Below are 23,720 nucleotides of genomic sequence, written 5' to 3' on the forward strand. Positions count from 1 at the left end.
CGTCGTCGGTCGTCCGCTCGTCGCTCGGTCTCGGGCAGGTCAGATGAGGTGGGCGCGCCGGTAGAAGGCGACCGCGGGGCGGGTGAGGAGGCGGCAGGAGGCCAGGAACTCCATCAGTCCCGCGCAGCTCGACCGCATCAGGGCCTTGTGGTGCTCGTTGGCCCGCGCCTCGGCCAGCGCCCGGTCCGTGTCGAGGCCGGCGTTCGCGTACACCGAGCGGTTCACCATGCTGGTGACGATGAAGTACGAGGCGAGGGCCACGACCAGCGCCTGCGTGTGGCGGCGCAGCGGCCCGGCCCGCCGCAGCCGGGCGCGGGTCTCCTCGCGGGCGAACTTCATGTGCCGCGACTCCTCGACGACGTGGATGTTGTTGATCGTGCGGACGAAGGGGGCGACCCGCTCGTCGCGCATCCAGTCGCGCTGCATGACGTCCAGCACCTCCTCGGCGACGAGGATCGAGGCGTACGCGGCCTCGCCGACGGCGAGCGTCTTGAAGACGCGGCCGAGTTCGAGGACGAAGCGGCCCGGACGGTAGGCCGGGGCGCCGAGCTTGGCCGCGCCGCGCCCGAACATGATCGAGTGCCGGCACTCGTCGGCGATCTCGGTCAGGGCCCACTGGAAGCGCGGGTCGGTCGGGTCCTTGGCGTACATGTCACGCAGGACGAGCTGCTGGAGGATCATCTCGAACCAGATGCCCGTGCTGGCCACCGACGCGGACTCCTGCCGGGTGAGCTCGCGGCGCTGGGCCTCGGTCAGCTCCTGCCAGTAGCGGGTGCCGTAGAGGGTGCTCCACTCGGGGCTCATGCCGTGGTGGTCCTCGTCGAGGGGGGTGTCCCAGTCCACCTCGACGGCCGGGTCGTAGGACAGCTTGGCGGAGGAGTCGAGCAGCCGCCGGGCCGCCTCGCGCTCGGCCGGGGGCTCGGAGGGCGCGGCCTGGTCCGCCGGCCGGACGGTGCTGCTCGCCATGATTGCGGCTCCTTGGTGACCTCGGGGAGCACGCCGCCTTATTAGACAGCGTGTCTAGCAAGCTGTGAGACGGAAGGTATAACAAGACCGCCCGCCCGCCTACCCATCGGTACGAAATTCCCTGGAACCCGGCCCCGTTCCGGGAGACGATGCGGCCATGCGCGAAGAGAACCAGACGCGGGACGAAGGATGGGACGAGGCCGGGGCCGAGGCGGTCGCCGCCGCGCTCGCCGGTGAACTGGCCCTGCTCGACCCCACCGTCCGCCGCTCCCGGGACGAGGCCCGCCGCCTCTTCGACCCGGAGTTCGTCGAGGTCGGCGCCTCCGGACGGCGCTGGACCTACGAGGAGATGCTGGCCGAACTCCCCGAGCTCGACGGCGGGCGGCGGGACGGCCCGCGGTTCGAGCCCTCGGAGCTCCGCGGGGTGCTGCTCGCGCCGGACCTCGTGCACGTGACGTACGAGACGCGCATCGACGGCCGCCGGGCGCGCCGCAGCTCGATCTGGCGGAAGGGGGAGGGCGACGCCGGCTGGCGCCTGTACTACCACCAGGGGACCCCCGTCGCCGCCGGGTGAACCGCCCTGCTGTCATGATGCGTCGTGCCGATCGGCCGTGATCATGAACGGCCGACGGGACGGCATCGAGCGGGGGACGCCCATGGAGCACACCGAGCGTACGCGGAAGAGCGGGGAGAGCGAGCTCCTCGCCCGGCGGTTCGAGGCGGACCGGGGGCACCTGCGGGCGGTGGCCTACCGGATGCTCGGCTCGCTCGCCGAAGCAGAGGACGCCCTCCAGGAGGCGTGGCTGCGCGCGGACGCCGCCGGGATCCAGGGCGTCGACAACCTCGGCGGCTGGCTCACGACCGTGGTCTCCCGCGTCTGCCTCAACCTGCTGAGGTCCCGGGACCGGCGCCGCGAGGACGCCCTGGACGACCTGCTCCGCGAGCCCGGGGGCGACCGGCCCGACGGCTCCGGCCGGGCGGGCGGCGACCCGGAGGAGGAGGCGCTGATGGCCGACTCCGTCGGCGTCGCCCTCCTCGTCGTGCTCGACACCCTCGCCCCGGCCGAACGCCTCGCCTTCGTCCTGCACGACATGTTCGCCGTGCCCTTCGAGGACATCGCCCCGCTCCTGGAGCGCAACACGGCCGCCGTCCGGCAGCTCGCCAGCCGCGCCCGGCGCAGGGTCAAGGGCGGGACGGCCCCCGCCCCGGCGGGCGCGGCCGACCTGGCCAGGCGGCGGACGGCCGTCGACGCGTTCCTCGCCGCGACCCGAGGCGGCGACCTCGCCGCGCTGGTCTCCCTGCTCCACCCGGACGTCGTGCTGCACGCCGACCGCCGCGTCGTCCCGACGCCCGAGCCGGTCGTCATCCGGGGCGGCCGCACCGTCGCGCAGGGCGCGATGGCGGCCATGGGCCGCGCCCGCTTCACCGGCGTCGCCCTCGTCGACGGCACGGCCGGCCTGGCGATGGCGCCCCTGGGCCGCCTGGCCCTGGTGCTCACCTTCGCGGTGACGGACGGCCTGATCACCGGGATCGAGGTCATCGCGGAACCCGAACGGCTCGCGGGGATGCGGCTCGACGTGCTCGACCTCCCCGACCTCCCCGGCTTCCTCGGCGCCGACGCCGAGGAAGCCGACGCCGAGGAAGCCGACGCCGAGGAAGCCGGGGAGGAGGAATCCGGGGAGGGGGGTGCGGGCCGCTGATCCGTAGGGGTCAGCCCGAGGTCACCCGGTACGCGCCGAGCTGCGTCTGGACGAGCGTGTTGCCCGCGGCGTCCGTGAGCTCGGCGCGCAGCGACACCGCCCGGCCCGGTCCGGGCGTCCGCACGCAGGCCTTGCCCCCCGTCATCGCCACCCGGTTCCAGGTGGTCCCGGCGTCGGTGGAGACCGACACGGCGAGGCTCCGCACACCCGCCGAGGCGGCCGCGCCCGCCACGGTCACCGGCACCAGCGAGGTGGTGTACGGCGCGGCCGTGCCGTCCGGCCGCAGTGCGGGCGCGAACCGGACGACGCTGAGCGGGAGTCCGGCGGGGGCAGCCGTCGCCGCCGAGGAGAAGGTCCAGGCGGCCGTGACCCGGCCGCCCGGACGGGCGGCGGTCGTCGAGAGCCGGTAGTCGGCGCGCGAGGACGGCACGGCGAACTCGGCCTTCCCCGGTGTGCCGCGCACGGTGCCGACCGGCACTCCGTCGCGGTGCAGGGTGGTGCTCGCCCCCTCGAAGAGCGGGTCCCGCGACAGGTGCCCCTCGCCGTCGGCGAGCAGGGACAGGTCGAGGGCGAGGGTGTTCCCGGTGCGCAGGCCCGCCGGCCGCGCCCCGGGCCTCGGGTCGAGGGCGGGGCCGAAGACCGGCGTGTCGAAGGTGACGAGCGTCGTGGCGCCGGCCCGGACCCGGACCGCGGGCGCCTCGTAGACGGTCGGCGCGGAGTCGTCCGTCACCCGGGGGGTGCTGTAGCCGACGCTCCAGGACCCGCGCTCGGGGGACGCCAGGAACGTGGTGCTCCCCGGGACCAGGAGCGGATCGGGCAGCGTGGCGACGGTCGGACCGGACGGTTCGAGCGAGAGGAAGCCGTACCCCGGCCCGGTCGCCGGCGCGGGCGCGCGGACCGTGAGCGTGCCCAGTTCGGACGCCATCGGGCGGCGCACCAGGCCGGTCAGGGCCCGGTCGGAGACGAAGGAGTAGCCGAGGGCGTACCACTGCTTCTCGCCCTTCCAGTACGCGTCCACCCACTGCCGCACCGAACCGGGTTCGGCCGCCGGGCCCTGGTGCGCCATCCGCAGGGCCGGCGTGTTGTTGATGAGGTGCGCGTACGCGGTGCCGCCCTCGTGCGCGACCTCGACGAGCACCCCGCCCAGCCGCATCTCGGCCCCGGTCTCCGGCGGCCGCACGTCCATCGGGAGCGCGGTGCGGGGGTCGAAGACGACGGTCGTGTCGCCGTCGACGTCCAGCCTCGGCCGCACGATCCAGTCCGTCTCGATCCGCGGGTCGAACACGCTGATCGCGGAGTCCAGCAGATAACGCCCCTTGGGGACGCGGAGGGTGACGGTCCCGGCCGTCTGCTCGCGCAGCCGCTCGCTGAACCCGGCGGCGGCACCGGAGACGCCCGCGACACTGGTCACGTAGTCGGTGGTCTGCTCGCCGGTCCGCCCGAGGTGGACGAGCGTCAGCGTGTACGTCTCGGCGGGGGCGCCGCCCGAGGCGGCGGCCGGTGCGGCGGCCCCGGCGGCGACGGCGGGGAGGCAGGTCCCGGCGGCGGCGAGGGTGAGCCCGCGCAGCAGGGTCCGGCGGGTGGGGCGCTTCGTGACGATGTTGTTCATGACCAGTACTGGGCGGACGGGCGGCCCCGTTCCCGTGACCTGCGCCACACGCGGCCGGTGGTGCGGGCGGGGCCCCTGAGGCAGATGCGGCGGATGTGGCGCAGGTCACCGGAACCGGCGCGAACCGGCGGCCAGTGCTTCATGTGGAATCACCTATGAGGAATCGTTTCCGGGCCGGGGACACCGCGGCGCTCGGCGACGCCTACGACGAACACGCGAAGGTCCTGTACCGGTACGCGCTGCGCGTCTGCGGCGACCAGGCGGCGGCGGAGGACGTCGTGTCCGCCACCTTCCTGGAAGCCTGGCGCTGCCGCGAGCGACTGCGGCCCGAGGGCGACGGGCTGCGCCCCTGGCTGCTCGGCATCGCGACCAACATCCTGCGCGGCACCGCCCGCGAGGCCCGCCGCCGTGACACCGCCCTGGCTCGGATCGCCGACCGGGGCGTGCTCCCCGACTTCGCCGACGAGGTGGTCACGCGCCTGTACGACACGGAGCAACTGGCCGCCGCCCGCGCGGCCCTGACGCGCCTGCGTCGCCGCGACCGCGAGGTCTTCGCCCTGGTGGTGTGGGCCGGGCTCGACTACGCGGCGGCGGGCGAGGCCCTGGGCATCCCGGTCGGCACCGTCCGCTCCCGCCTCTCCCGCGCCCGCGACCGCCTCCGGGCCCTGGCCGACGCGGAGCTCAAAGCGGTCCGGAAGGCCCGGCGCGGACCGTCGGCGACCGCCGCCACGCACCCGGGCGCGCCCTCCGCCCCAGCGGCCCCCGCCTCCCGCACCACGACACCATGCCCATCCGTCACGCCACCCGCGCCCGCGCCCGTGTCCGCACCCACCACTCCGACACCGGCCCGCACCAAGGCCCGCACTCGCACCCTCGTCCCCACCTCCGCTGCCGTCTCCACCCCCGTCCCCACCTCCGCTCCCGTCCCCACCCCCGTCCCCCTCCGCGCCGCCGTCGGCGTGCGCCGTCCCGCTCCGGAGAACTCGCTGTGAACACGCCCTCCGACGAAGCCCTCCGTGCCGAGCTCACCGCGCTGCTGCCGCCCCCCGAGGTGCCGGAGCTGACCCCGCCGCGCCGCCAGGCGGTCAAGCACCGCGTCCTGAACGCGGCCGAGGCCCCCGGTACCCTCCGCGCCCGCCGCCGGCTCCCGCGCTTCGCGTTCCCGGCGATGGCCTGCACCGCCGCCGTGACCGCCGTCGCCCTGGTCGTGGTCGCCGGGGAGTCGCCCGTGCCGCCCGCCCCCGCCCCGTACACGGGGGCCGCCGCCTCCGGTTCGGGCCAGGTCCTGGCGCGGGCCGCGCTCGCCGCGGCGGCCGCCCCGATGGCGCGGGCGCGCCCCGAGCAGTTCGTGTACGTCGAGAGCCTGGTCTCCTACGCGGCCCGCGGCGCCGACGGCGGGCCCGCCACGCTGCCCCCGGCCCACCGGCGGCAGGTCTGGCTCTCCGCCGACGGCAGCCGCGAGGGCCTGCTGCGCGAACAGGGCTCGCCCGACAGCGTGCTCGGCGCCCGGGGGCCCGTCTACACGCTCGACCACCGGGGCGCGACGCCCCGCGAGGCGCCCGGCGGCGGCCCCGCCGCCTCGGTCACCGACCCGACGCACACCTTCGTCGCCTCGCTGCCGACGGACCCGGCGGCCCTGCTGAGCCTGGTCTACGCGCAGACCCGCACCGACTCGGCCGGGGCCGACCCGGACCAGCGGGCCTTCGCCGCCATCGGCACCCTGCTCGCCGAGACGTGGGCGCCGCCGAAGGTGACGGCCGCGCTGTACGGGGCCGCCGCGCGGATCCCGGGCACCACCGTGCTGCCGACCGCGACGGACGCGGCGGGACGCGAGGGCGTCGCCGTGGCCCGTACCGCCCATGGCGAGCAGCTCCAGTGGATCTTCGACCGGAAGACCTCGGCCTTCCTCGGGCAGCGCACGGTGCTGACGGCTCCGGCGGCGGCGGGCCCGGCCGGCACCGTCCTCGGCGGCAGCGCCGTCCTGGCCAGGGCGGTCACGGACCGGCCGGGGGAGCGCCCCGCCGGGTGAGGAGGCGGCGCCGGGAATGGGCGGGACGGGACGCCTGTTACACCGGACGAAGCTGACATGCCCGACTCAATCGATCTCGGGGCCTGTCGGCCGGAAGGAGCACAGCATGGCCCGCACCACCCAGCGCCCGGTGGTCACCCTCCGGTCCACCGCCGGCACCGGCGTCACCTATGTGACCCGCAAGAACCGCCAGAACGACCCCGACCGTCTGGTCCTGCGCAAGTACGACCCGGTCGTGGCGGCACACGTCGACTTCCGTGAGGTCCGCTGACGATGAAGGTTCGCAACTCCCTCCACGCGCTCAAGTCGAAGCCCGGCGCGCAGGTGGTCCGCCGCCGGGGCCGGACGTTCGTGATCAACAAGAAGGACCCCCGCTCGAAGGCCCGCCAGGGCTGACGGCGGCCGGCCCCCGCCCGCGCTCCCCGCGGGCGGGGGCCGTCGTCACGCCGGGGCGCACATGTGCCGGTGCATGGCCCGGGGCCGGCCGGGCGGGGCGGCGGGCAGCTCCCCGGCGGCCCGGAAGCCGGCCGACAGGGCCGTACGGCACGAGGCCTCGTTGCCGACCGCGTGCAGCAGTTCCAGCGGACGCCCCGCGAACGGGCTGTCCGGCGCCCCCGCCGCCCACGCGGCGGCCAGCGCCAGCGCGCGGGAGGCCGTCCCGCGCCCCCGCGCGGAGGGCGCCGTCCAGTACCCGACGCGCACCACGTCCGCGTGGCGCGACAGGGCGACGTGCCCCACCGGCGCCCCCGCCGCCGCTCCCGTCTCGGCCTCCGGGACATCCTGGGCCGCCGGGGGTTCCACCACCGCGAACGCGACCCGCGTGCCGTCCGCTCGGCCCCGCCGCTGCTCCGCGACCCAGACGCGTGCCTGCTCCACCGAATCGAGGTGGGTGGCGAGCCAGCGGCGCATCTCGGGGTCGGCGTGGTGTCGTACGAGGACGTCCGCGTCACCCTCGTCCCACGGGCGCAGCGCCGTCCCGGGGACGGTCCCGGTCATCGCCGGCCCCTGGCGCCCGCGAGGACGCGGGCCGTGCGCAGCAGCGTGCCGGGCCGGGTGAGGGCGCGCGGGTGTTCCACCATGTTGATCACGTTCATGTACGTAGTGTTCACGACCGGGTCAAGCACCGACGCCTCGGTGATCCGGTCGCCCGCCCACCGCAGCAGCCGGTACCCGCGCGGATACGGCCCCTCGACGTGCGGCTGGGCGAGGTCCGCTGTGGTGGAGAGCTGCCAGGCGGCGTCGACGAAGGCCGCCGCGCGGCGGAAGTAGCCCCGCGCGGGTGCGTGCGGGGCGGCGCCCGACCGCAGGTGCGCGGCGAGCGAGTCGGCCTGGAGGGCGGCGAGCGTCAGCCCCTGCCCGTACACCGGGTTGACGCTGGCCAGCGCGTCGCCGACGACCACGAGGCCGCCGGGGAAGCGGGGCAGCCGCAGATAGTCCCGCCGCCGGCTCTCGGCGAAGTGGAAGGTCTCCACCGCGCCGGTCATCTCGCACGCGTCCGCGACCGTCCGCAGCGGCTCGACGCACCGGCGCATCCGGCTCCGGAACTCCTCCGGGTCGGTGCCCGGCCGCAGGTCCGCGTACCCGGCGAGCACCACCGACCAGCGGTCGCCCTCGACGGCGGTGAGCCCGCCCGGTTCGGTCACGGTGGGCAGGTAGCCGCTCGCGGGGCCGGGCGTCGAGTGGGCGATCACGGTGCCGCCCAGTTCCCCGCCGCGCCGGAAGGTCGCCGTGGCATAGCCGAGGTCGATCCGCATCCGGCCCAGCGGCGCCCGCTCCCAGCCCGTCCGCTCCAGCCACTCGCCGAGCCGGCTGGAGCGGCCCATGGCGTCCACGACGAACTCCGCGCCGAGGACCTCCCCGGACGCGGTGAGCACCCCGCCGACGCGGTTCCGCTCGACGACGAGGCCCCGGGCCGCCTCCCCGGCGACGAGGCGGACGCCGGGGAGGGCCGCGACCCGGCGGCGGATCCGGCTCTCCAGGAAGGGGCGGGTGACGCCGAGCATCCGGGTCCCCTCGGCCGGCGCCTTCAGCCGGCCGTCCACGTAGAACCGCACGTCGTCGCCCTCGCCGAGGCGCGCCCCGGCCGCGACGAGCTCCTGGGTCAGCCCCGGGAACCACCGCTCGAGGCGCGCGTGCCCCATGGCGAGCAGCGCGTGCAGCTGGCGCCGCTGGGGCGCGAGCCGGCCGAGCCCGTCCTCGCCGATGGTGTCGGCGTCGAGGACGACGACCTCCTCGGCGTACCCGCTCAGTACGCGGGCCGCGAACAGGCCCGCGTAGCTCCCGCCCAGGACGACCGCGCGCTTCATGTGACCCCCGTGCTCTTCCCGTGCCGCTCGCGCGTCCCGTGGCGCGTGCGGGGATGGCGCGACCCTACCGGGCCCGGCGGCCCGCACCCTCCGCACACGCGCGAGCCCGTCAACTCGGGCTTCGGCCAGACCTCTTGCGCCCCGGGATGCCACCCCCTACTCTCGCCTCACCCCGACGTTAGGAAGCTTTCCTAACAATCATCGATTCACCACGATGGAGTGACATGCCCCCCACCAGCCACGCGCTCCGGCGCCGCCGCTCCGCCGCGCTCGCCGTCGCCGCCACCGGCGTCCTGGTCCCCGCGGCCGCCGCGCTCCTCGCCGCCACCACCGCCGGAGCCGCCACCACCGCGGCCGCCGGCAACCTCGCCCAGGGCCGCCCGGTCGCCACCTCCTCCACGGAGGGCAGCGGCTACGCCGGGGCCAAGGCCGTCGACGGCTCCGCCACCACCCGCTGGGCCAGCGCCGAGGGCGTGGACAACCAGTGGATCCGGATCGACCTCGGCCCCTCGACCGAGGTGAAGCGCGTCGTCCTCAAGTGGGAGGCCGCGTACGCCAAGTCCTACCGCGTCGAACTCTCCGACGACGGCTCCACCTGGCGCCAGCTCTACGCCACCTCCTCCGGCGACGGCGCGACCGACGACCTCGCCGTCAACGGCACCGGCCGCTACCTGCGGGTCTTCGGCACCCAGCGCGCCACCACCTACGGCTACTCGCTGTGGGAGGTGGAGGCCTACGGCTCCGGCGGCACCACCACGCCGCCGTCCACCGGCACCAACCTCGACGACCCCCGCAAGAAGGAGGTCGCCATGAAGCTGGTCTCCTCCTTCGAGAACTCCTCGCTGGACTGGCGCGCCCAGTTCGCCTACATCGAGGACATCGGCGACGGGCGCGGCTACACCGCCGGCATCATCGGCTTCTGCTCCGGCACCGGCGACATGCTCGACCTGGTCGAGCGCTACACCGCCAAGAAGCCGTCCAACCCGCTCGCCTCCTACCTGCCCGCGCTGCGCGCCGTGAACGGCACCGACTCCCACCAGGGGCTCGACCCCGGCTTCCCGAACGCCTGGCGCCAGGCCGCCCAGGACGCCGTCTTCCAGCAGACCCAGGAGGAGGAGCGCGACCGCGTCTACTTCAACCCCGCGGTCTCCCAGGCCAAGCAGGACGGCCTGCGGGCGCTCGGCCAGTTCGCGTACTACGACGCCGCCGTCATGCACGGCGAGGACGGCTTCCGCGGCATCCGCTCGGTCGCCCTCTCGCGGGCGCTCCCGCCCGCCCGGGGCGGCGACGAGAAGGCGTACCTGAAGGCCTTCCTCGACGCCCGTGAGGAGGAGATGCGCAAGGAGGAGGCGCACAGCGACACCACCCGGGTCAGCACCGCCCAGCGCCGCTTCCTCAACGAGGGCAACCTCTCCCTCGATACCCCGCTGTACTGGAGCGTCTACGGGGAGTCCTTCTCGATCACCGGCTGACGCCCCCGGCCGGCGCCCTCGGCGGATCCGCCGCCGGGGGTGCCGGAGTCCGGGACGTCAGAGCCCCCGGCGGGCCCGCCACTCCGGCGCGAGCACCGCCCACACCTGCTTGTCGTGACGGACGCCCCCGTACGACCAGGTCTCGCGGTTCACGCCCTCCAGGGTCATCCCGAGCCGCTCCGCCACCGCCGCGCTGCGCGCGTTGTCCGCCCGGCAGTGCCACTCCGCGCGGTGCAGCCCGCGCTCGACCAGGGCCCAGTCCAGCAGCAGCTCGCAGGCCGGCGTGATCAGGCCCTTGCCCTCGGCGCCGGGCTCCAGCCAGCAGCCGACCTCGCACAGCTCCGTCGCCGTCGAGAAGTCCGTGAACATCACGCCGCCGACCAGCGTCCCGTCCAGCCATATGCCGAACAGGCGTCCGCCGTCCCCGGCCAGGCGGTCCGCGTACCGGCGCAGCGTGCCCCGCGCGCCCTCGACGTCCGAGGACAGGAAGCCCGCGCCGACCCACGGCCGGATGTGCTCGCGCGCCCGGCCCATGTGGGCGGCGAACTCCTCGGCGTGGTGGACCTCCAGCGGACGGAGCACGGCACCGTCCCGCAGCGGGAGGGAGAACATGGCGACCCCATTCACACAACAAGCGTTACGGTTATGTACCGTAGCAGGATGCCACGCACCAAGGGCGATCACGAAGCCCGCCGCCGGGACGTCTCCGAGGCCGTCTGGCGCGTCCTCGCCGCGCACGGCTTCCACGGCCTCACCCTGCGCGCCGTCGCGGCCGAGCTCGGCGCCACCACCGGCCTGCTGACCCACTACTTCCCGGCCAAGCGCGACCTCGTCGCACACGCCCTCGACCTGCTCGACACGCGCACCGCCGCCCGCCCCCGGCGCGCCGCGGGCCCCGGCCTCGCCGCCCTGCGCAGCGCCCTGCTCGACATCCTGCCGCTCACCGCCGAGGCCACCGCGAGCAACCGGATCTGGGTCTCCTCCTGGGACACCGCCCTCGCCGACCCGGCCCTCACCGAGGACTACGCCGGGAAGTACGGGCGCAGCCGCACCCGCCTCGCCGAGCGCGTCGCCCACGCCCAGGAGCTCGGCGAACTGCCCCCGGGCGACCCGGACGACCTCGCCGCCGGCGCCCAGTCCTTCGCGCTCGGCCTCGTCGTCCAGGCCCTCTTCGCCCCCGCCGAATTCGCCCCCGAGCGACAGGTCGCCCTGCTCGACGGCTACCTCGCGGGCCTCGCCGCGCCTACCGCCCCCGGCCGCCCGGACCCGGCCTGACCGCGCTCGCCAGCACCTTCGCCGCGACCGCCGGGTGGAACAGCACGGCCGGGGACGCCGTCATGTTCACCACCCGCACGAACCGCGCCCACACCTCCGGATCCCGCACCGCCACCCGGAACAGCCGGCTGTTGTACCAGTGCGCGAAGCGGGCGCCCGCCGGCTGCCCGGCCGGGTTCCACATCAGGTCCGAGTTGGTCGACAGCGTCCACGGCGTGAGCACCAGCCGCCCCACCCGCCGCTGGAAGTCGCGCGCGGCCCCGGCGAGCCCGCGCCCGGACGCCCGCCGCCGGGCGAGCAGCCCGCCCAGCAGCTCGGCCTCCATCGCGGCCACCGTCAGCCCCTGCCCGTACACCGGATTGAAGACGCAGACCGCGTCGCCCACCGCGATGAGCCCCTCGGGCCAGTCCTTCACCCGGTGGTACGGCCGCCAGCGGTTGTCCACGTTGGTGTAGCGGTACGTCGGCTCCTGGGTCTCGCGCCGCTTCAGCTGCTCCGCCAGGTGCGGGTTGCGCAGCGACTGGGCGAAGTCCAGGTATCCGGCGTCGTCGGTCGGCGGCTGCTGCTGGAAACCGAAGAGCGAGCACGTCCACCGGCCGCCCTCCACCGCCAGCAGCACCCCGGCGCGCGCGATCTTCGGCGCGAAGAGCATCTCGTAGGCGACGAAGTAGTCCGGATGCCCCTGCTCGGGCCGGTCGAAGTTCATCGAGGTGTACGTGACCTTCGCCTTCACCGTGCGCATCGGCGGCACGCTCACGCCCAGGTCGCCCAGCCACTTCTCCAGCGCGCTCGACCGGCCCGAGGCGTCGACCACGAGGTCGGCCGCCAGCTCGGCCGGCGGCTCCGTGCCCTCGCCGCCGGCCGGCCGGTACGCGAGGCCGGCCACCCGGCCGCGCCCGTCCCGCAGCAGCCCCGTGCACGAGGTCGCGGGCATCGAGGTCACCTGCGGCAGCGCCAGCACCCGGGCCCGCAGCCGCCGTTCCAGGCCGTCCCGGGTGAAGGTCTGGATCTCGACGCCCGTGCGGGCACGGGGCGCGGTGCCGGCGGGCTGGAGGAAGTCCATGCCCTCCCCGTAGTCGAAGACCGGCGCGCCCGCCTCGCTCAGCTCCCGGCGCAGCCCCGGGAACAGCTTCTCCAGGACCTCGCCGCCCTTGGCCAGCATGGCGTGCGCGTGATAGCCCTGCGGCGCCCCCGGATGGCTGCCGGTGTCCGCGTCCACCGGGTCCCGTTCGAGCACGACGACCTCGTCGAAGAAGTCGGCGAGCACCCGCGCGGTCACGAGCCCCGCGTAACTCCCGCCGACGACCGCCGCCCTGCCCCACCGCTGATGCTTCGTCATGCGGACCAGGATGGGCGGGGAGGGAGCGGCGCCTCAACGGAATGTCACCCCCGCCGACCGGCGTGAAGGATCACTGTGGGCGCACGCCCCGGGGCTACGTGCCGGAGTGCGAGCCCGCGCGCGCCCCACGCGGCCGAGGGGCGTCACGCGCACCGCCCGGGGGCGTCGGCGGGCCGCCCGGTCAGCCCACCGTGACCCGGGCCAGCGCCCAGGAGGTGTGGTCGAAGGACGTACGGCCGTTCGCGTCGGCCACGACCAGGCGCAGGACCCGCACCCCGCGCACGTCCACGTCGACCGGGACGGGCCCGGTCGCCGCGGTCAGCGTCGGGGTGGTCAGGAGCGGCCGGTCGTCCCCGTAGACCGTGGCGCGGGTGGCGCCCAGGGAGCTCTGCCGGGCCGAGAAGTCGTCGATGCCGACGAGGGCGGTGAACCGCCGCGCGGCGCCGCCCAGGTGGTAGGCGATCTCGCTGTACGCGTGGGTGCCGAGGCCCTTGGCGTACACGGTGCCGCCGAAGGCGATCGGGGTGCCGTCTCCGGCCGCGTTCTTCCCGTTCGAGGCGTCCCGCTCGACCGGGCCCCAGCCGTTGACGGCGGAGATCCAGGCCAGGTCGGAGAGGTAGGCGTCGGCGGCCGGCGCGGGCGGCGGCGTCGGCACGGTCCCGCCGGCCGCGTACCGCACCGGCCCGCCGGGCGCGAGCGCCGTGCCCTCGGCGGTGAGCGTCCACGCCCCGCCCGGGGCCGCCCCGGCGGGCGCGGTGACCTGCCAGGCGGCGGTGAGCCGGGCCCCCGAGGCGAGCCGGTCGGCGGTGGCCGCCGAGGCCGGGGTCACGGTCCAGCCGGCGGGCGCGCGCAGGGTGAGCGCGGCGGAGTCCCAGGGCCGGGAGGAGCCGTTGGCGAGCGTGGCCGTCACGGCGAAGGGCTGCCCGGGCACGGCGAGCGGGGGCAGCGCGAGCGCGGCGCCGAAGGGCGTGCGCGGATAGGCGTCCCGCCAGGAGGAGCGCATCAGGGCGACGAGCTCGTCCGCCGTGGACGGCCGCTCGGCGGCCAGGTCCCGGGTCTCGCCGGGGTCCGCGGCCAGGTCGTACAGCTCCACCTGCCACCGCGCGTCGGGCAGCGCGTGGTCGCGGACCGGGGCGAAGCGGACGGCCTTGTAGTTCTCCTTGCGCAGTGCCTCGGCGAGCCAGCCGGCGCGCTGCCTGTCCTGCGCGTTGGCGCGGGCGGTGACGCCGCTCTCGTCGCGGAACCAGTAGAGGTGGTCGTGGCGGGCGGGCGCGGCGGCGCCGGTGAGCAGCGGGGCGACGGACAGGCCGTCGACGTCGGAGGGCGCGGGCGCCCCGCCGAGCTCCGCGAGGGTGGGCAGCACATCGGTGAGGGAGGTGGGCCGGTCGCTGGTGCCCGGCCGCACCCGCCCGGGTCCCCAGGCGAGGAGCGGGACGCGGACACCGCCCTCGTACAGGTTCCGCTTGTAGCCGCGCAGCGGCCCGTTGGCGTCGAACAGATCGGGGTCGACCCCGCCCTCCTCGTGCGGCCCGTTGTCGCTGGTGACCAGCAGGACGGTGTCCCCGTCGAGGCCCAGCGCGCGCAGCCGGTCGACCACGTCGCCGACGAGCGTGTCGAAGAGCGTGACCTGCGCCGCGTGGCCCTTGTTCGCGGTGCTCCAGCCGGTCCCCGCGTACGCGCCGGTGCCGGGGACGTCGCTGGGGGCGTGCGGGACGGTCGGGGTGAGCAGCAGCAGGAACGGTTCGGCCGCGTGCCGGTCGAGGAAGTCCAGCGCCCGCTGCCGGATCAGGTCGGGCGCGTACACGGCCCGCGCGCCGCCCGCGTTGGCCGGGATCGGCTCCTTGGCGCCGTTGTGCCACAGGTACTCGGGGTAGTACTGGTGGGCGTGCCCGTGGTCGATGTAGCCGTAGAACTCCTCGAAGCCCCGGGCGTTCGGATGGCTGTCCTGGCCGCCGGCCTCCGGACCGAAGCCCCACTTCCCGATGACGCCCGTGCGGTAGCCGCGCGCCCGCAGCACCTGCGCGAACGTGGTGTCGGCGGCGGTGAGCGCGCCCTGCGCCCCGGACGGGTTGGCCCGCACGGTGGCGTGCCCGGTGTGCAGCCCGGTCAGCAGGGAGCAGCGGGACGGGGCGCAGACCGCGGCCGTCGAGTAGGAGTCGGTGAAGCGCAGCCCCTCGGCGGCCAGCCGGTCGAGGCGCGGGGTGCGGATCAGCCGCTGTCCGTACGCCCCGAGCTCGCCGTAGCCGAGGTCGTCGGCGAGCACGAGGACCAGGTTCGGCGGCCGGTCGGCCGTGCCGCCCGCCCCGGAGGGCTCCGCTTCGGAGGCCGGCCCGGCCGCCGAGGCGACGGAGGGGGAGAGCGCCCCAGGAAGCACGCCGAGACCGGCCGTGGCGGCGGCCGAACCGGCGAGGAAGCGGCGACGACTGGGCATGGGGCGGCTCCTTCGGGGAGGGCGGCGGCCCGGCGGGACCGTCCCGCGCGGTAGCGTCGATCATGGGGCGAGGCCGTCCGGCGATCCATGCACGGGGTATGACGATCGTGTGTCACCGGCGGCCCCCGCGTACCCCGCCCGAATCGGCCGACCGGACGACCTCGGCCAGGGATGTCGGGCCCCGGATGTGAACCTCCGCCCCCTTCGGGGTAAAACCATGACCAACACCCCTCTCATTCGAACGGACACGCGCGCGTTGACCATGCTTCCCGGATCACGTGTCCCGGGCCGGACCTGGACGGTCCGACTCACCGGCCACCCGGACCACTCCGCCACCGTCAGCTGCACGACGGAAGGCTGCCGTATGCCCGCGAGGTCCAGGGACATCGCGGCCCTGCGCGTCTTCGCGGGCGAACACGCCCGCGCCCACGCGCGCCTCGCCAGCCCGCGCCCGAGCGCCGCCTGCGCGTGCGGGGCGAGCGGCTGCCGCCACCACACCGCCCGCGCCAGCTGCACGGGCACGACCCTGCTCGTCCTCATCCACAACCCGGCCGTGGCCGAGATCTGGACGCTCGCCGAGATCTGCCAGGCCTGCGCGCCCCTCATCACGCACGCCACCGTCCTCGCGGGCGGCCGGACCGTCGCCCCCCAGTCCGGCCCCGGCGGCACCCGCGCCGCGGCCCCCGCCGCGCCCGCCGGCCCGCCGCCGGTCGCGGTCGGCTTCTCCTCGCCGGGAGCCGCCGGAGACGAGGCGCCGACCCCGCCCGCGGGCCGCCGCCGCACCGGACGCGGCCGGCCCCAGGGCAACCGCCCGGGCCGCAGGCCCTTCTGACGAGCACCCCGGGGGCGCCCGGGGAGCGAGCCTGTGGGTCGAGCCAAGGGGGCGGAGCCAAGGGGGCGGAGCCAAGGGGGCGAGCCCGGGAGGTGAGCCTGGGGGTTCGAGCTCGGGGGGCGAGCCTCGGTGGAGCCGCCCCCGGTGGCCCGTGCCGGGTGGCTCAAGCCCCGAGTGGGCTGAGCCCCGAGTGGGCTGAGCCCCGAGTGGGCCGAGCCCTCAGTGGGCCGAGCCCCGGGAACCGGCGCTCAGCGCCCCGCCGCGCCCTGCCGCGCCCGGAAGGCCGCGGCCTTGGCGCGGTTCTGGCAGGCCGTCGAGCAGAACTGCCGCGCGCCGTTGCGCGAGGCGTCCACGTAGACCCGGTCGCAGCGCTCGGCGTGGCAGACCCCGAGTCGGCCGGCCAGGCTGCCGCCCACCGCCAGCGCGAGCGCGGTGGCGCAGGCGGCGGTGGTGCCCGTCGCGAAGGTCTCGTCGGCGCCGTGGAAGTGCAGCCGCCAGGGCTCGCCCGCGCGCCGGTCCAGGTGCGGCCGGGCGCCGCTGTCCAGGAGCAGGGCGTTCACCTCGACGGCCGCCGCGTCCAGGTCCCCGTCCCGTACCGCCCGGAACACCGCGCGCATCCGCACCGCGGCGGCGGCCAGCTGGTCCGCCTCCGCCGCGTCCAGCGCGCGGGGGAGCGAGGACGCCGCGCGCGGCACCGCCTCGTCGATCGCCGCCGTGCGCTGCGCGCCCCGGGGGGCGGGATGGGCGCGCCCGCGCGCCTCGCCGTCCGTCAACGCGTTCACGAGCGCCACCGCCTGATCCAGCAGCACCGCCACGTGACTGTCGAACATCACTTGACCAGTCACCCCTTCGATGGTCTGATTCGTCACTGACGTTACTCGATTCGATGGTTACGTACAGGGGGCGGCGATGCCGAGGCTCGTGTGGGCGCTGGTGGTCGCGCGGGCGGTCAACAAGCTGGGCGCCTTCTCGCTGCCCTTCCTGACCGTCCTGATCAGCGGCGACTTCGGCGCGAGCATGACCACCGCCGGGCTGCTCTCGGCCGCGTTCGGCCTCGCGACCATCCCCTCGCGGCTGGCCGGGGGGCGCCTCGCGGTCCTCCTCGGGCGCCGCCGCACCATCGTCCTCGGCCTCACCGGCTGCGCGGTCGCGCAACTGGCCATCGCCGCGGCCGACTCGCTGCTCCAGGTCGCGGTCGTCGCCGTCGTCCTCGGCCTCGCCTTCGAGCTGTACGAGCCGCCGAGCCAGGCCATGATCGCCGACGCCGTCGGCCCGGCCGACCGGGTCCGCGCGTTCAGCCTGCTCAACGCCGCGCTCGCGGTCGCCGGCACCGGCGCCGGCCTGATCGCGGCGGCCGTGGGCCGATGGGACCTGCGCTGGCTCTTCGTCGTCGACGCGGTGACCTGCCTCGTCTGCGCCCTGGCCCTGCGCCTCGTGCTGCCCGCCGACCACCTCCGCCGCCCGGCCGAGGACCGCGCGGCGGGAGGCGCCCCGGTCCACCCCTGGCGGGACCGGGCGCTGTGGGCCGTGTTCGGCTGCGGCACGGTCTTCGCGCTGCTGGCCATGCAGGTCGTCATGGGACTGCCGCTGACCCTCGGTATCCGCGGCCTCCGACCCGCCGACGCGGGGCTGCTGTTCACCGCCTCGGCCGTGATCGTCGTCGCCGCCCAGCCGGCCCTCCGGCTGCGCCGGATCGCCGCCCTGTCCGACCCGGCGGCGCTCGCGCTCGGCTACGTCCTCATGGCGCTGGGACTGGCCGGATACGCTCTCGCGTCGTCCCTGCCCGGGTTCCTCGTCGGCACCGGACTCTGGAGCCTCGGGGAAGTGTTCGTGCTCGGCCGGGTGTTCGGCGTGGTGGCCGCGCTGGCCCCGCCCGGCGGCTCGGACCGCTACCTCGCCTCGTACGGCGTCAGCTGGGGCATCGCCACCACGGCCGCCCCGATCACCGCGACCCAACTCCTGGACCGCTTCGGCGCGACCGCCCTGTGGACCGCGACGGCACTCCTCGCCCTCGCCCTCGCCGCCGCCCAGCCGCTCCTCGTCGCCCCGCTGACCGCCCGGACCCGCCCGGCGGCCCCGGCAACCGGGCCCGGCGCGCCCCGCCTCAAGGAGGCGCGCGCCGAGTGAGGCCCACCGGCGTACACCCCTGCGCGAGCTGCGGCGAACCGCAGCGGACGGACTTCGCTGACGATGCCCGGAGCGACGAGTTCGCCGTACCAGCGACGAGTTCGCCGTACCAGAAGAGAAGAGCCAGGGCGACGGTCACGATGGCCGCGCCCCGGTGGGCTCCCCGTGAGCCGAGCGTCATCCCCCTGGTCCTGGGGCTGCGCGGCCCCGGTACGCGCTTCATACGCGTGGGCGCCCAAGACGCTCCGCGACTTCGCCCGCGAGGCGCGGCGGGCGGCCGGGTAGCGGTTTCCGGAAGAGGGAGGGGGCGGGCTGTGGTCCCGCCCTCTCAGGAGCCCGGCGTCATGTCGTACGTGACCCACATCGTGCGCGTCGCCACCTGGTCGTACTTCCCTCGGGCGCGGTGGTTGTCGTCTGCGGTGATCCAGCGCACGACGCTCCAGCCGCGCTCGGCGGCGAGCCCGCGCAGCGCCGCGAGCAGCGCGTCGGCGGCGCCCGAACCCCGGCTCTGCGGCGCGACGAACAGGTCGTCCAGGAAACAGCCGGTCGTCGCCGAGAGCGGGCGGGCGAAGGGCCGGTAGTGCGCGAGTCCGACGAGCCGCCCGGCCGCGTCCTCGGCGACCAGGGCACGCACCTCGTGCGCGGCGTCGTGGATCCACGCCCAGACCGTCCCGGCGGCCTCCTCGGTCTGCTGGACCCGGTAGAAGTCGGCGTAGCCGCGGTAGAGGGCGCGCCACTGCGCGAAGTCCTCGGGGGCTGCGGGACGGACCTTGATCTCGGTCGACATGGACGCACACCTTCTCGTTCTCGCTGGTGGGACGATCATGCGGGCCGGCCGCCGGGCGCACTCCTGACGCGGTGGCCAAAGCGCGGCCCGCCGTGCGCCGGGATGGACAGTCGACGGGGCTTCAGTGGCCGGATCCGGTCCCCGCGAGCTCGTCGAGAACGGCCGTCAGGAGCAGCGGGTAGCGAAGGTCGAGCGCGTCGCGGGCAGACCCAAGTGGCCGTCATCAGCGGCTTCCTGCTGGTCGCGGGCACCGAGGAGGCGCTGGCGCCGTTCCGCGCCGTCCAGGGCACGGTGCTCGTCGACGACCTCGACGGACTGCCCGCGCTCCCCGACGCCCACGGCGGCGAACTGCTCGCGGGTCCCAGGAGGTGCCGACCGGACGCAACGCGATGGTCCGGCACGCCGGGGGAGTCGTCCTTGAGTACGTCGAACACTCGGTCCGCGCCTCGGCCCAGGTGCATGGATCACGATCTCTCGACGCGTGCCGGAGGCGCCGAAAGACCCCTGCGCCCGTCCGGCCGCGCGGCGGGAAGCGGTGCGCGGCCGGACGGGGCGGGACGAGCGCTCCGCCGGTCCTACTCCTCCTCGACCGTGATCGCCCGGACCGGGCAGGCCCGTGCCGCCTCGCGGACCATCGGGCCGTCGGCGCCCGCCTCACGGCCCTCGACGACCGTGCCGAAGCCGTCGTCGTCCTGGGTGAAGAAGCCGGGCGAGGTCAGCGCGCACTGTCCGGCGCCGATGCAGATGTCCCCGTCGATCGAGATGCGCATCCGTGCGGGTCCTTTCACCATGTGACGGGGAGTTCGAGCATCCCCTGGATCGTGTCGCCCGGCTTGAACGGGATCTCCTCCGCCGGCGCGGCGAGCCGCAGCCCCGGCAGCCGCCGCAGCAGGGTCCCGAGGGCGATCTCCATCTCGGCGCGCGCCAGGTTCTGCCCCAGGCACTGGTGGATGCCGAAGCCGAAGGCCAGGTGGTGCCGGGACGGGCGGTCCCAGTCCAGCGCGTCCGCGTCCGGATAGGCGGTGCCGTCCCGGTTGATCACGGAGGTGGAGAACACCACCCCCTCGCCCGCGCGGATCACCGTGCCGCCGATCTCCACGTCCTCGCGCGCCACCCGCAGCAGCCCGTCCGCGATCGACAGGAAGCGCAGCAGCTCCTCCACGGCGGAAGGCACCAGCCCGGGGTCCGCCCGGAGTTCGGCCATCCGCTCCGGGTGGCGCAGCAGCGTGTACGTGCCGAGGGAGATCATGTTCGCGGTGGTCTCGTGCCCGGCGACCAGCAGGATCGTGGCGAGCTGTACCAGCTCGTCGCGGTCCGGCCCGCCGTCCTGGAGCTGCCGGGCCACCAGGTCGTCCAGCACCCCCTCGCCTGGCTTGGCCCGCTTGTGCTCGATCAGGTCGCCGAGGTAGCCCTCCAGCTGCGCCAGCGCCTCCTCGGTGTCCGCGCCGGTCGGGCCGCGCAGCAGCCGCCGCGACTGCGCCTCGAAGAAGTCGTGGTCCTCGTACGGCACGCCCAGCAGGTCGCAGATCACGATCGAGGGCACCGGCAGCGCGAACGCGCCGACCAGCTCGGCCGGCGGCCCCGCCGCCTCCATCGCGTCGAGCAGCCCGTCCACGGTCTCCTGGATGCGGGGCCGCAGCCGCTCGGCGCGCTTGAGCGTGAAGCTGGGGATCAGCATCCGGCGCTGGACGTTGTGCTCGGGATCGTCCCAGCCGAGCAGCGCGGCCCGGCGCGACCTGCGCAGGGCGGCGGCCCGCTCGGTCGGCAGCGGGAAGTCCGGGCGGGTGGAGTCGGTGGACAGCCGCGGATCGGACAGCAGCGCCCGGGCGGTCGCGTGGCCGGTCACAGCCCACACGGAGCGCCCGTCCCAGAGGGTGACCCGCGACAGCGGGCGGTCCTCGCGCAAGGGGTCGTAGGCGGTGGGCGGGTGGTAGGGGCAGGTCCGGTCCTGCGGGAACGCAACGGCTTCCGTCATGGGGGGCCTCGCAAGGGCGAATCGGTGGCTCTGACGTGGGTTGCCGTCTCCACTACATGCCTCAGGCACCTATCTGGTCTACGCACAGTTCGGCCAATCCACCGGAACGAGATCGTCCATTCGCCCGCGCGGGTGCCGGGCACCCTGATGCGCCGGTTTCGCCCGCACGCGGCCCGGGGCCGCTTCGCACCCTCCGGGCGCTCCGGGCATGAGAAGGGCCCGGCCTCGTACACGGGGGAGGTACGGGGCCGGGCCTGAGAACACAGTACCGCCGAAACTCCCTTTCGTGGTGCGATGGCGGCAAATCGCCCCCGCCGTTCCGGATTCCGCCGCCCGGCGCGGAAGTGCCGCCCGAGGCTGTGGCGTCAAGAGTTCACGACAGAACCGGCTGGAATTGAACTACGCGGCTGGTTCGGGGAGTTGCGCGTTCAGGAGGTGAACGCGCGAGGTCTTGACGGCGGGCCGTCGCGGCAGTTCACTCACGCCTCAGTTCCTCCTCGGACCACCGGCCCCACACGTACTCCGAGAAAGGCCCCCGTATGCCCCGTACACCCCGTACGCGCCGTGCACCTCGTGTACCTCGTACGCCACACATGCCCCACATGCCGCACATGCCGTCGTCCTCGTCTCCGTCCCGGCGGCCCGGTCTCGCCACCGCCCTCGCGCTCGGTGCCCTGCTGGCCTCCGCCCTCGTCGGGCTCACCCCCCGCCCGGCCGTCGCCCAGGCCGCCGCGCTGCCCACCGGCTGGGCGACCGTGACCAACGCCGGCAGCGGCAAGTGCCTGGACGCCCGCGCCGCCGCCACCGTCGACGGCACCGCCGTGCAGCAGTACGACTGCAACGGCACCGCCGCCCAGCAGTGGGCGCTCACCCCGACCTCCGACGGCTTTCTGCGGATCGGCAACCGCAACGACTCCGCGCAGGTCGTCGACGTCAAGGACGTCTCCACGGCCGACAACGCCCCCGTCCAGCTGTGGACCTACGGCGGCGGGCTCAACCAGCAGTGGCGGGCCGTCGACGACGGGGGAGGGGCCTACCGGTTCGTCAACCGCAACAGCGGCAAGTGCCTCGACGTCCCCGCCGCCGCCACGGCCGACGGCGTCCAGCTCGCGCAGTACACCTGCAACGGGACGGCCGCCCAGCGCTTCCAGGTGACCGCCGCCCAGCTCCCGCCCGGCGACGTCGACCTCGGCCCGAACGTCGCCGTCTTCGACCCGTCGATGCCGTCCGCGACGGTCCAGAGCCGCCTCGACGCCATCTTCCGAAGCCAGGAGACCAACCAGTTCGGCGCGCAGCGGTACGCGGTGCTGTTCAAGCCGGGCAGCTATGCCAACGATGTCAACGTCGGCTTCTACACCCAGGTCCTCGGCCTCGGCCAGTCCCCGGACGCGGTGACGATCAACGGCGCGGTGCACGCGGAGGCCGACTGGTTCCCGCCGCAGAACGCCACGCAGAACTTCTGGCGCGGCGCCGAGAACCTGTCCGTCACCCCCACCGGCGGCACCGACCGCTGGGCCGTCTCGCAGGCGTCCGCGTACCGCCGGATGCACGTCCGGGGCAACCTGGAGCTCAGCGACGGCGGCTGGTCCAGCGGCGGCTTCCTCGCCGACACCAAGGTCGACGGCCAGGTCCGCTCCGGCACCCAGCAGCAGTGGCTCACCCGCAACGCGCAGCTCGGCGGCTGGACCGGAGCCAACTGGAACATGGTCTTCGTCGGCAGCCAGGGCGTCCCCGCCACCAGCTTCCCCAGCCCGCCCTACACGACCGTCGACCGCACCCCGGTCGTGCGCGAGAAGCCGTTCCTGTACGTGGACGGCGCCGGCGCCTACAAGGTGTTCGTGCCCGCCACGCGGACCGACTCCACCGCCACGAGCTGGGCGTCCGGCACCCCCGCCGGGACCTCGCTCGGCATGGACGCCTTCTTCGTCGTGAAGCCGGGCGCGACCGCCGCCCAGCTCAACGCGGCGCTCGCCGCCGGCAGGAACCTGCTGGTCACACCGGGCGTCTACCACCTCGACCAGACCCTGCGGATCACCCGCCCCGACACCGTGGTCCTCGGCCTCGGCCTGGCCACCCTCGTCCCCGACAACGGCGTCACCGCCATGACCGTCGCCGACGTCGACGGCGTGAAGCTCGCCGGGCTCCTCTTCGACGCCGGACCGGTGAACTCGCCGACCCTGCTGGAGGTCGGCCCGCCCGGCTCCGCCGCCTCCCACGCGGCGAACCCGACCTCGCTGCACGACGTGTACGTGCGCGTCGGCGGCGCGGGCGTCGGCAAGGCCACCACGAGTCTCGTCGTCAACAGCGACCACGTGATCGGCGACCACCTGTGGATCTGGCGCGCCGACCACGGCAGCGGTGTCGGCTGGACCGTCAACACGGCCGACACCGGACTCGTCGTCAACGGCGACGACGTGACGATGTACGGCCTGTTCGTCGAGCACTACCAGAAGTACCAGACCGTCTGGAACGGGAACGGCGGCCGGACGTACTTCTACCAGAACGAGATGCCCTACGACCCGCCGAACCAGGCGGCGTGGATGAACGGCGCCACGCGCGGCTACGCCGCCTACAAGGTCGCGGACACCGTCACCACCCACCAGGCGTACGGCCTCGGCAGCTACTGCTACTTCAACGTCGACCCGCGCGTGACGGCGGAACGCGCCATCGAGACCCCGGCCGGCCCCGGCATCCGCTTCCGCGACATGGTGACCGTCTCCCTGGGCGGCACCGGCACCATCCGCCACGTCGTGAACGACCGGGGCGGCCCCTCCGACACCGGCACCAACGTCGCCAACCTGGTCGCCTACCCCTGACGGCCGAACGCCCGTCCACCCCTAGGGTGGACGGGCCAGCGACGCCGAACGTCCGG

Annotated in this window: 22 protein-coding genes; 11 read left to right on the plus strand and 11 right to left on the minus strand. The window is 75.1% G+C overall.

Annotated elements, in window-relative coordinates:
- Positions 1 to 39: 39 nt before the first annotated feature.
- Positions 40 to 966: an AurF N-oxygenase family protein gene (locus tag ACZ6J5_RS08660; RefSeq protein ID WP_469389124.1), complete on the minus strand. Its 927-nt coding sequence runs from the start codon at positions 964 to 966 to the stop codon at positions 40 to 42.
- 157 nt (positions 967 to 1,123) lie between these two features.
- On the opposite strand from ACZ6J5_RS08660, the gene ACZ6J5_RS08665 reads away from it, so the two are divergent.
- Together ACZ6J5_RS08665 and ACZ6J5_RS08670 are read left to right on the plus strand one after the other, a co-directional pair.
- On the plus strand, positions 1,124 to 1,540 hold the full coding sequence (locus ACZ6J5_RS08665) for a nuclear transport factor 2 family protein (RefSeq protein WP_469389126.1): 417 nt from the start codon (positions 1,124 to 1,126) through the stop codon (positions 1,538 to 1,540).
- A gap of 82 nt (positions 1,541 to 1,622) precedes the next feature.
- The gene (locus ACZ6J5_RS08670) at positions 1,623 to 2,666 is read left to right on the plus strand and encodes a sigma-70 family RNA polymerase sigma factor (RefSeq protein ID WP_469389631.1); all 1,044 of its coding nucleotides are present in this window, start codon (positions 1,623 to 1,625) and stop codon (positions 2,664 to 2,666) included.
- 10 nt (positions 2,667 to 2,676) lie between these two features.
- On the opposite strand, the gene ACZ6J5_RS08675 is transcribed toward ACZ6J5_RS08670, so the two are convergent.
- Positions 2,677 to 4,275: a serine protease gene (locus tag ACZ6J5_RS08675; protein ID WP_469389128.1), complete on the minus strand. Its 1,599-nt coding sequence runs from the start codon at positions 4,273 to 4,275 to the stop codon at positions 2,677 to 2,679.
- Between the two features lie 155 nt (positions 4,276 to 4,430).
- Between ACZ6J5_RS08675 and ACZ6J5_RS08680 the strand changes: the two genes are divergently transcribed.
- The 4 genes from ACZ6J5_RS08680 to ykgO all read left to right on the plus strand — a co-directional run bounded on the left by ACZ6J5_RS08680 (position 4,431) and on the right by ykgO (position 6,700).
- Positions 4,431 to 5,267: a sigma-70 family RNA polymerase sigma factor gene (locus tag ACZ6J5_RS08680; protein WP_469389130.1), complete on the plus strand. Its 837-nt coding sequence runs from the start codon at positions 4,431 to 4,433 to the stop codon at positions 5,265 to 5,267.
- Positions 5,264 to 6,304, plus strand: a complete 1,041-nt coding sequence (locus ACZ6J5_RS08685) for a CU044_5270 family protein (protein ID WP_469389132.1) — start codon at positions 5,264 to 5,266, stop codon at positions 6,302 to 6,304. Before ACZ6J5_RS08680 ends, ACZ6J5_RS08685 begins: the two co-directional genes overlap by 4 nt.
- 106 nt (positions 6,305 to 6,410) lie before the next feature.
- The gene (rpmG, locus tag ACZ6J5_RS08690; RefSeq protein ID WP_469389134.1) at positions 6,411 to 6,575 is read left to right on the plus strand and encodes a 50S ribosomal protein L33; all 165 of its coding nucleotides are present in this window, start codon (positions 6,411 to 6,413) and stop codon (positions 6,573 to 6,575) included.
- 2 nt (positions 6,576 to 6,577) lie between these two features.
- Complete coding sequence (gene ykgO, locus ACZ6J5_RS08695) at positions 6,578 to 6,700, plus strand: type B 50S ribosomal protein L36 (protein WP_362476568.1); 123 nt, start codon at positions 6,578 to 6,580, stop codon at positions 6,698 to 6,700.
- A gap of 45 nt (positions 6,701 to 6,745) precedes the next feature.
- On the opposite strand, the gene ACZ6J5_RS08700 is transcribed toward ykgO, so the two are convergent.
- Both ACZ6J5_RS08700 and ACZ6J5_RS08705 read right to left on the minus strand, forming a co-directional pair.
- On the minus strand, positions 6,746 to 7,300 hold the full coding sequence (locus ACZ6J5_RS08700; RefSeq protein WP_469389136.1) for a GNAT family N-acetyltransferase: 555 nt from the start codon (positions 7,298 to 7,300) through the stop codon (positions 6,746 to 6,748).
- Complete coding sequence (locus tag ACZ6J5_RS08705; protein ID WP_469389138.1) at positions 7,297 to 8,610, minus strand: NAD(P)/FAD-dependent oxidoreductase; 1,314 nt, start codon at positions 8,608 to 8,610, stop codon at positions 7,297 to 7,299. Before ACZ6J5_RS08705 ends, ACZ6J5_RS08700 begins: the two co-directional genes overlap by 4 nt.
- Positions 8,611 to 8,834: 224 nt before the next feature.
- On the opposite strand from ACZ6J5_RS08705, the gene ACZ6J5_RS08710 reads away from it, so the two are divergent.
- Positions 8,835 to 10,082 (plus strand): chitosanase, encoded by a 1,248-nt coding sequence (locus ACZ6J5_RS08710; RefSeq protein WP_469389140.1) that lies wholly within the window; start codon positions 8,835 to 8,837, stop codon positions 10,080 to 10,082.
- A 57-nt stretch (positions 10,083 to 10,139) separates the two neighbouring features.
- On the opposite strand, the gene ACZ6J5_RS08715 is transcribed toward ACZ6J5_RS08710, so the two are convergent.
- Positions 10,140 to 10,694 (minus strand): GNAT family N-acetyltransferase, encoded by a 555-nt coding sequence (locus tag ACZ6J5_RS08715; RefSeq protein WP_469389633.1) that lies wholly within the window; start codon positions 10,692 to 10,694, stop codon positions 10,140 to 10,142.
- 48 nt (positions 10,695 to 10,742) lie between these two features.
- Here ACZ6J5_RS08715 and ACZ6J5_RS08720 point away from each other — a divergent pair, with 48 nt between their 5' ends.
- Positions 10,743 to 11,357 (plus strand): TetR/AcrR family transcriptional regulator, encoded by a 615-nt coding sequence (locus ACZ6J5_RS08720; RefSeq protein WP_469389143.1) that lies wholly within the window; start codon positions 10,743 to 10,745, stop codon positions 11,355 to 11,357.
- Here the strand turns inward: ACZ6J5_RS08720 and ACZ6J5_RS08725 are convergent.
- Positions 11,326 to 12,696 carry an FAD-dependent oxidoreductase gene (locus ACZ6J5_RS08725; protein ID WP_469389145.1) on the minus strand — a complete coding sequence of 457 codons (1,371 nt, stop codon included), beginning with the start codon at positions 12,694 to 12,696 and terminating at the stop codon, positions 11,326 to 11,328. The two genes, ACZ6J5_RS08720 and ACZ6J5_RS08725, sit on opposite strands and share 32 nt — an antisense overlap.
- Positions 12,697 to 12,877: 181 nt before the next feature.
- The gene (locus ACZ6J5_RS08730) at positions 12,878 to 15,127 is read right to left on the minus strand and encodes a sulfatase-like hydrolase/transferase (protein WP_469389147.1); all 2,250 of its coding nucleotides are present in this window, start codon (positions 15,125 to 15,127) and stop codon (positions 12,878 to 12,880) included.
- 364 nt (positions 15,128 to 15,491) lie between these two features.
- On the opposite strand from ACZ6J5_RS08730, the gene ACZ6J5_RS08735 reads away from it, so the two are divergent.
- The gene (locus ACZ6J5_RS08735; protein ID WP_469389149.1) at positions 15,492 to 15,959 is read left to right on the plus strand and encodes a hypothetical protein; all 468 of its coding nucleotides are present in this window, start codon (positions 15,492 to 15,494) and stop codon (positions 15,957 to 15,959) included.
- A 248-nt stretch (positions 15,960 to 16,207) separates the two neighbouring features.
- Here ACZ6J5_RS08735 and ACZ6J5_RS08740 read toward each other — a convergent pair whose 3' ends face one another.
- Complete coding sequence (locus tag ACZ6J5_RS08740) at positions 16,208 to 16,804, minus strand: CGNR zinc finger domain-containing protein (RefSeq protein WP_469389151.1); 597 nt, start codon at positions 16,802 to 16,804, stop codon at positions 16,208 to 16,210.
- 64 nt (positions 16,805 to 16,868) lie between these two features.
- Between ACZ6J5_RS08740 and ACZ6J5_RS08745 the strand changes: the two genes are divergently transcribed.
- A complete protein-coding gene (locus tag ACZ6J5_RS08745; protein WP_469389153.1) occupies positions 16,869 to 18,086 on the plus strand; it encodes an MFS transporter in 1,218 nt (405 codons plus the stop codon).
- Positions 18,087 to 18,414: 328 nt separating this feature from the next.
- On the opposite strand, the gene ACZ6J5_RS08750 is transcribed toward ACZ6J5_RS08745, so the two are convergent.
- From ACZ6J5_RS08750 to ACZ6J5_RS08760, 3 genes are all read right to left on the minus strand, one after another.
- Positions 18,415 to 18,873 (minus strand): GNAT family N-acetyltransferase, encoded by a 459-nt coding sequence (locus tag ACZ6J5_RS08750; RefSeq protein WP_469389155.1) that lies wholly within the window; start codon positions 18,871 to 18,873, stop codon positions 18,415 to 18,417.
- Positions 18,874 to 19,448: 575 nt separating this feature from the next.
- Complete coding sequence (locus ACZ6J5_RS08755; RefSeq protein WP_469389157.1) at positions 19,449 to 19,643, minus strand: ferredoxin; 195 nt, start codon at positions 19,641 to 19,643, stop codon at positions 19,449 to 19,451.
- A gap of 14 nt (positions 19,644 to 19,657) precedes the next feature.
- Positions 19,658 to 20,848: a cytochrome P450 gene (locus tag ACZ6J5_RS08760; protein WP_469389159.1), complete on the minus strand. Its 1,191-nt coding sequence runs from the start codon at positions 20,846 to 20,848 to the stop codon at positions 19,658 to 19,660.
- A gap of 593 nt (positions 20,849 to 21,441) precedes the next feature.
- Between ACZ6J5_RS08760 and ACZ6J5_RS08765 the strand changes: the two genes are divergently transcribed.
- Positions 21,442 to 23,664: an RICIN domain-containing protein gene (locus tag ACZ6J5_RS08765; RefSeq protein WP_469389161.1), complete on the plus strand. Its 2,223-nt coding sequence runs from the start codon at positions 21,442 to 21,444 to the stop codon at positions 23,662 to 23,664.
- The last annotated feature ends 56 nt before the right edge of the window (positions 23,665 to 23,720 follow it).

Source organism: Streptomyces sp. NPDC042100, assembly GCF_055582325.1.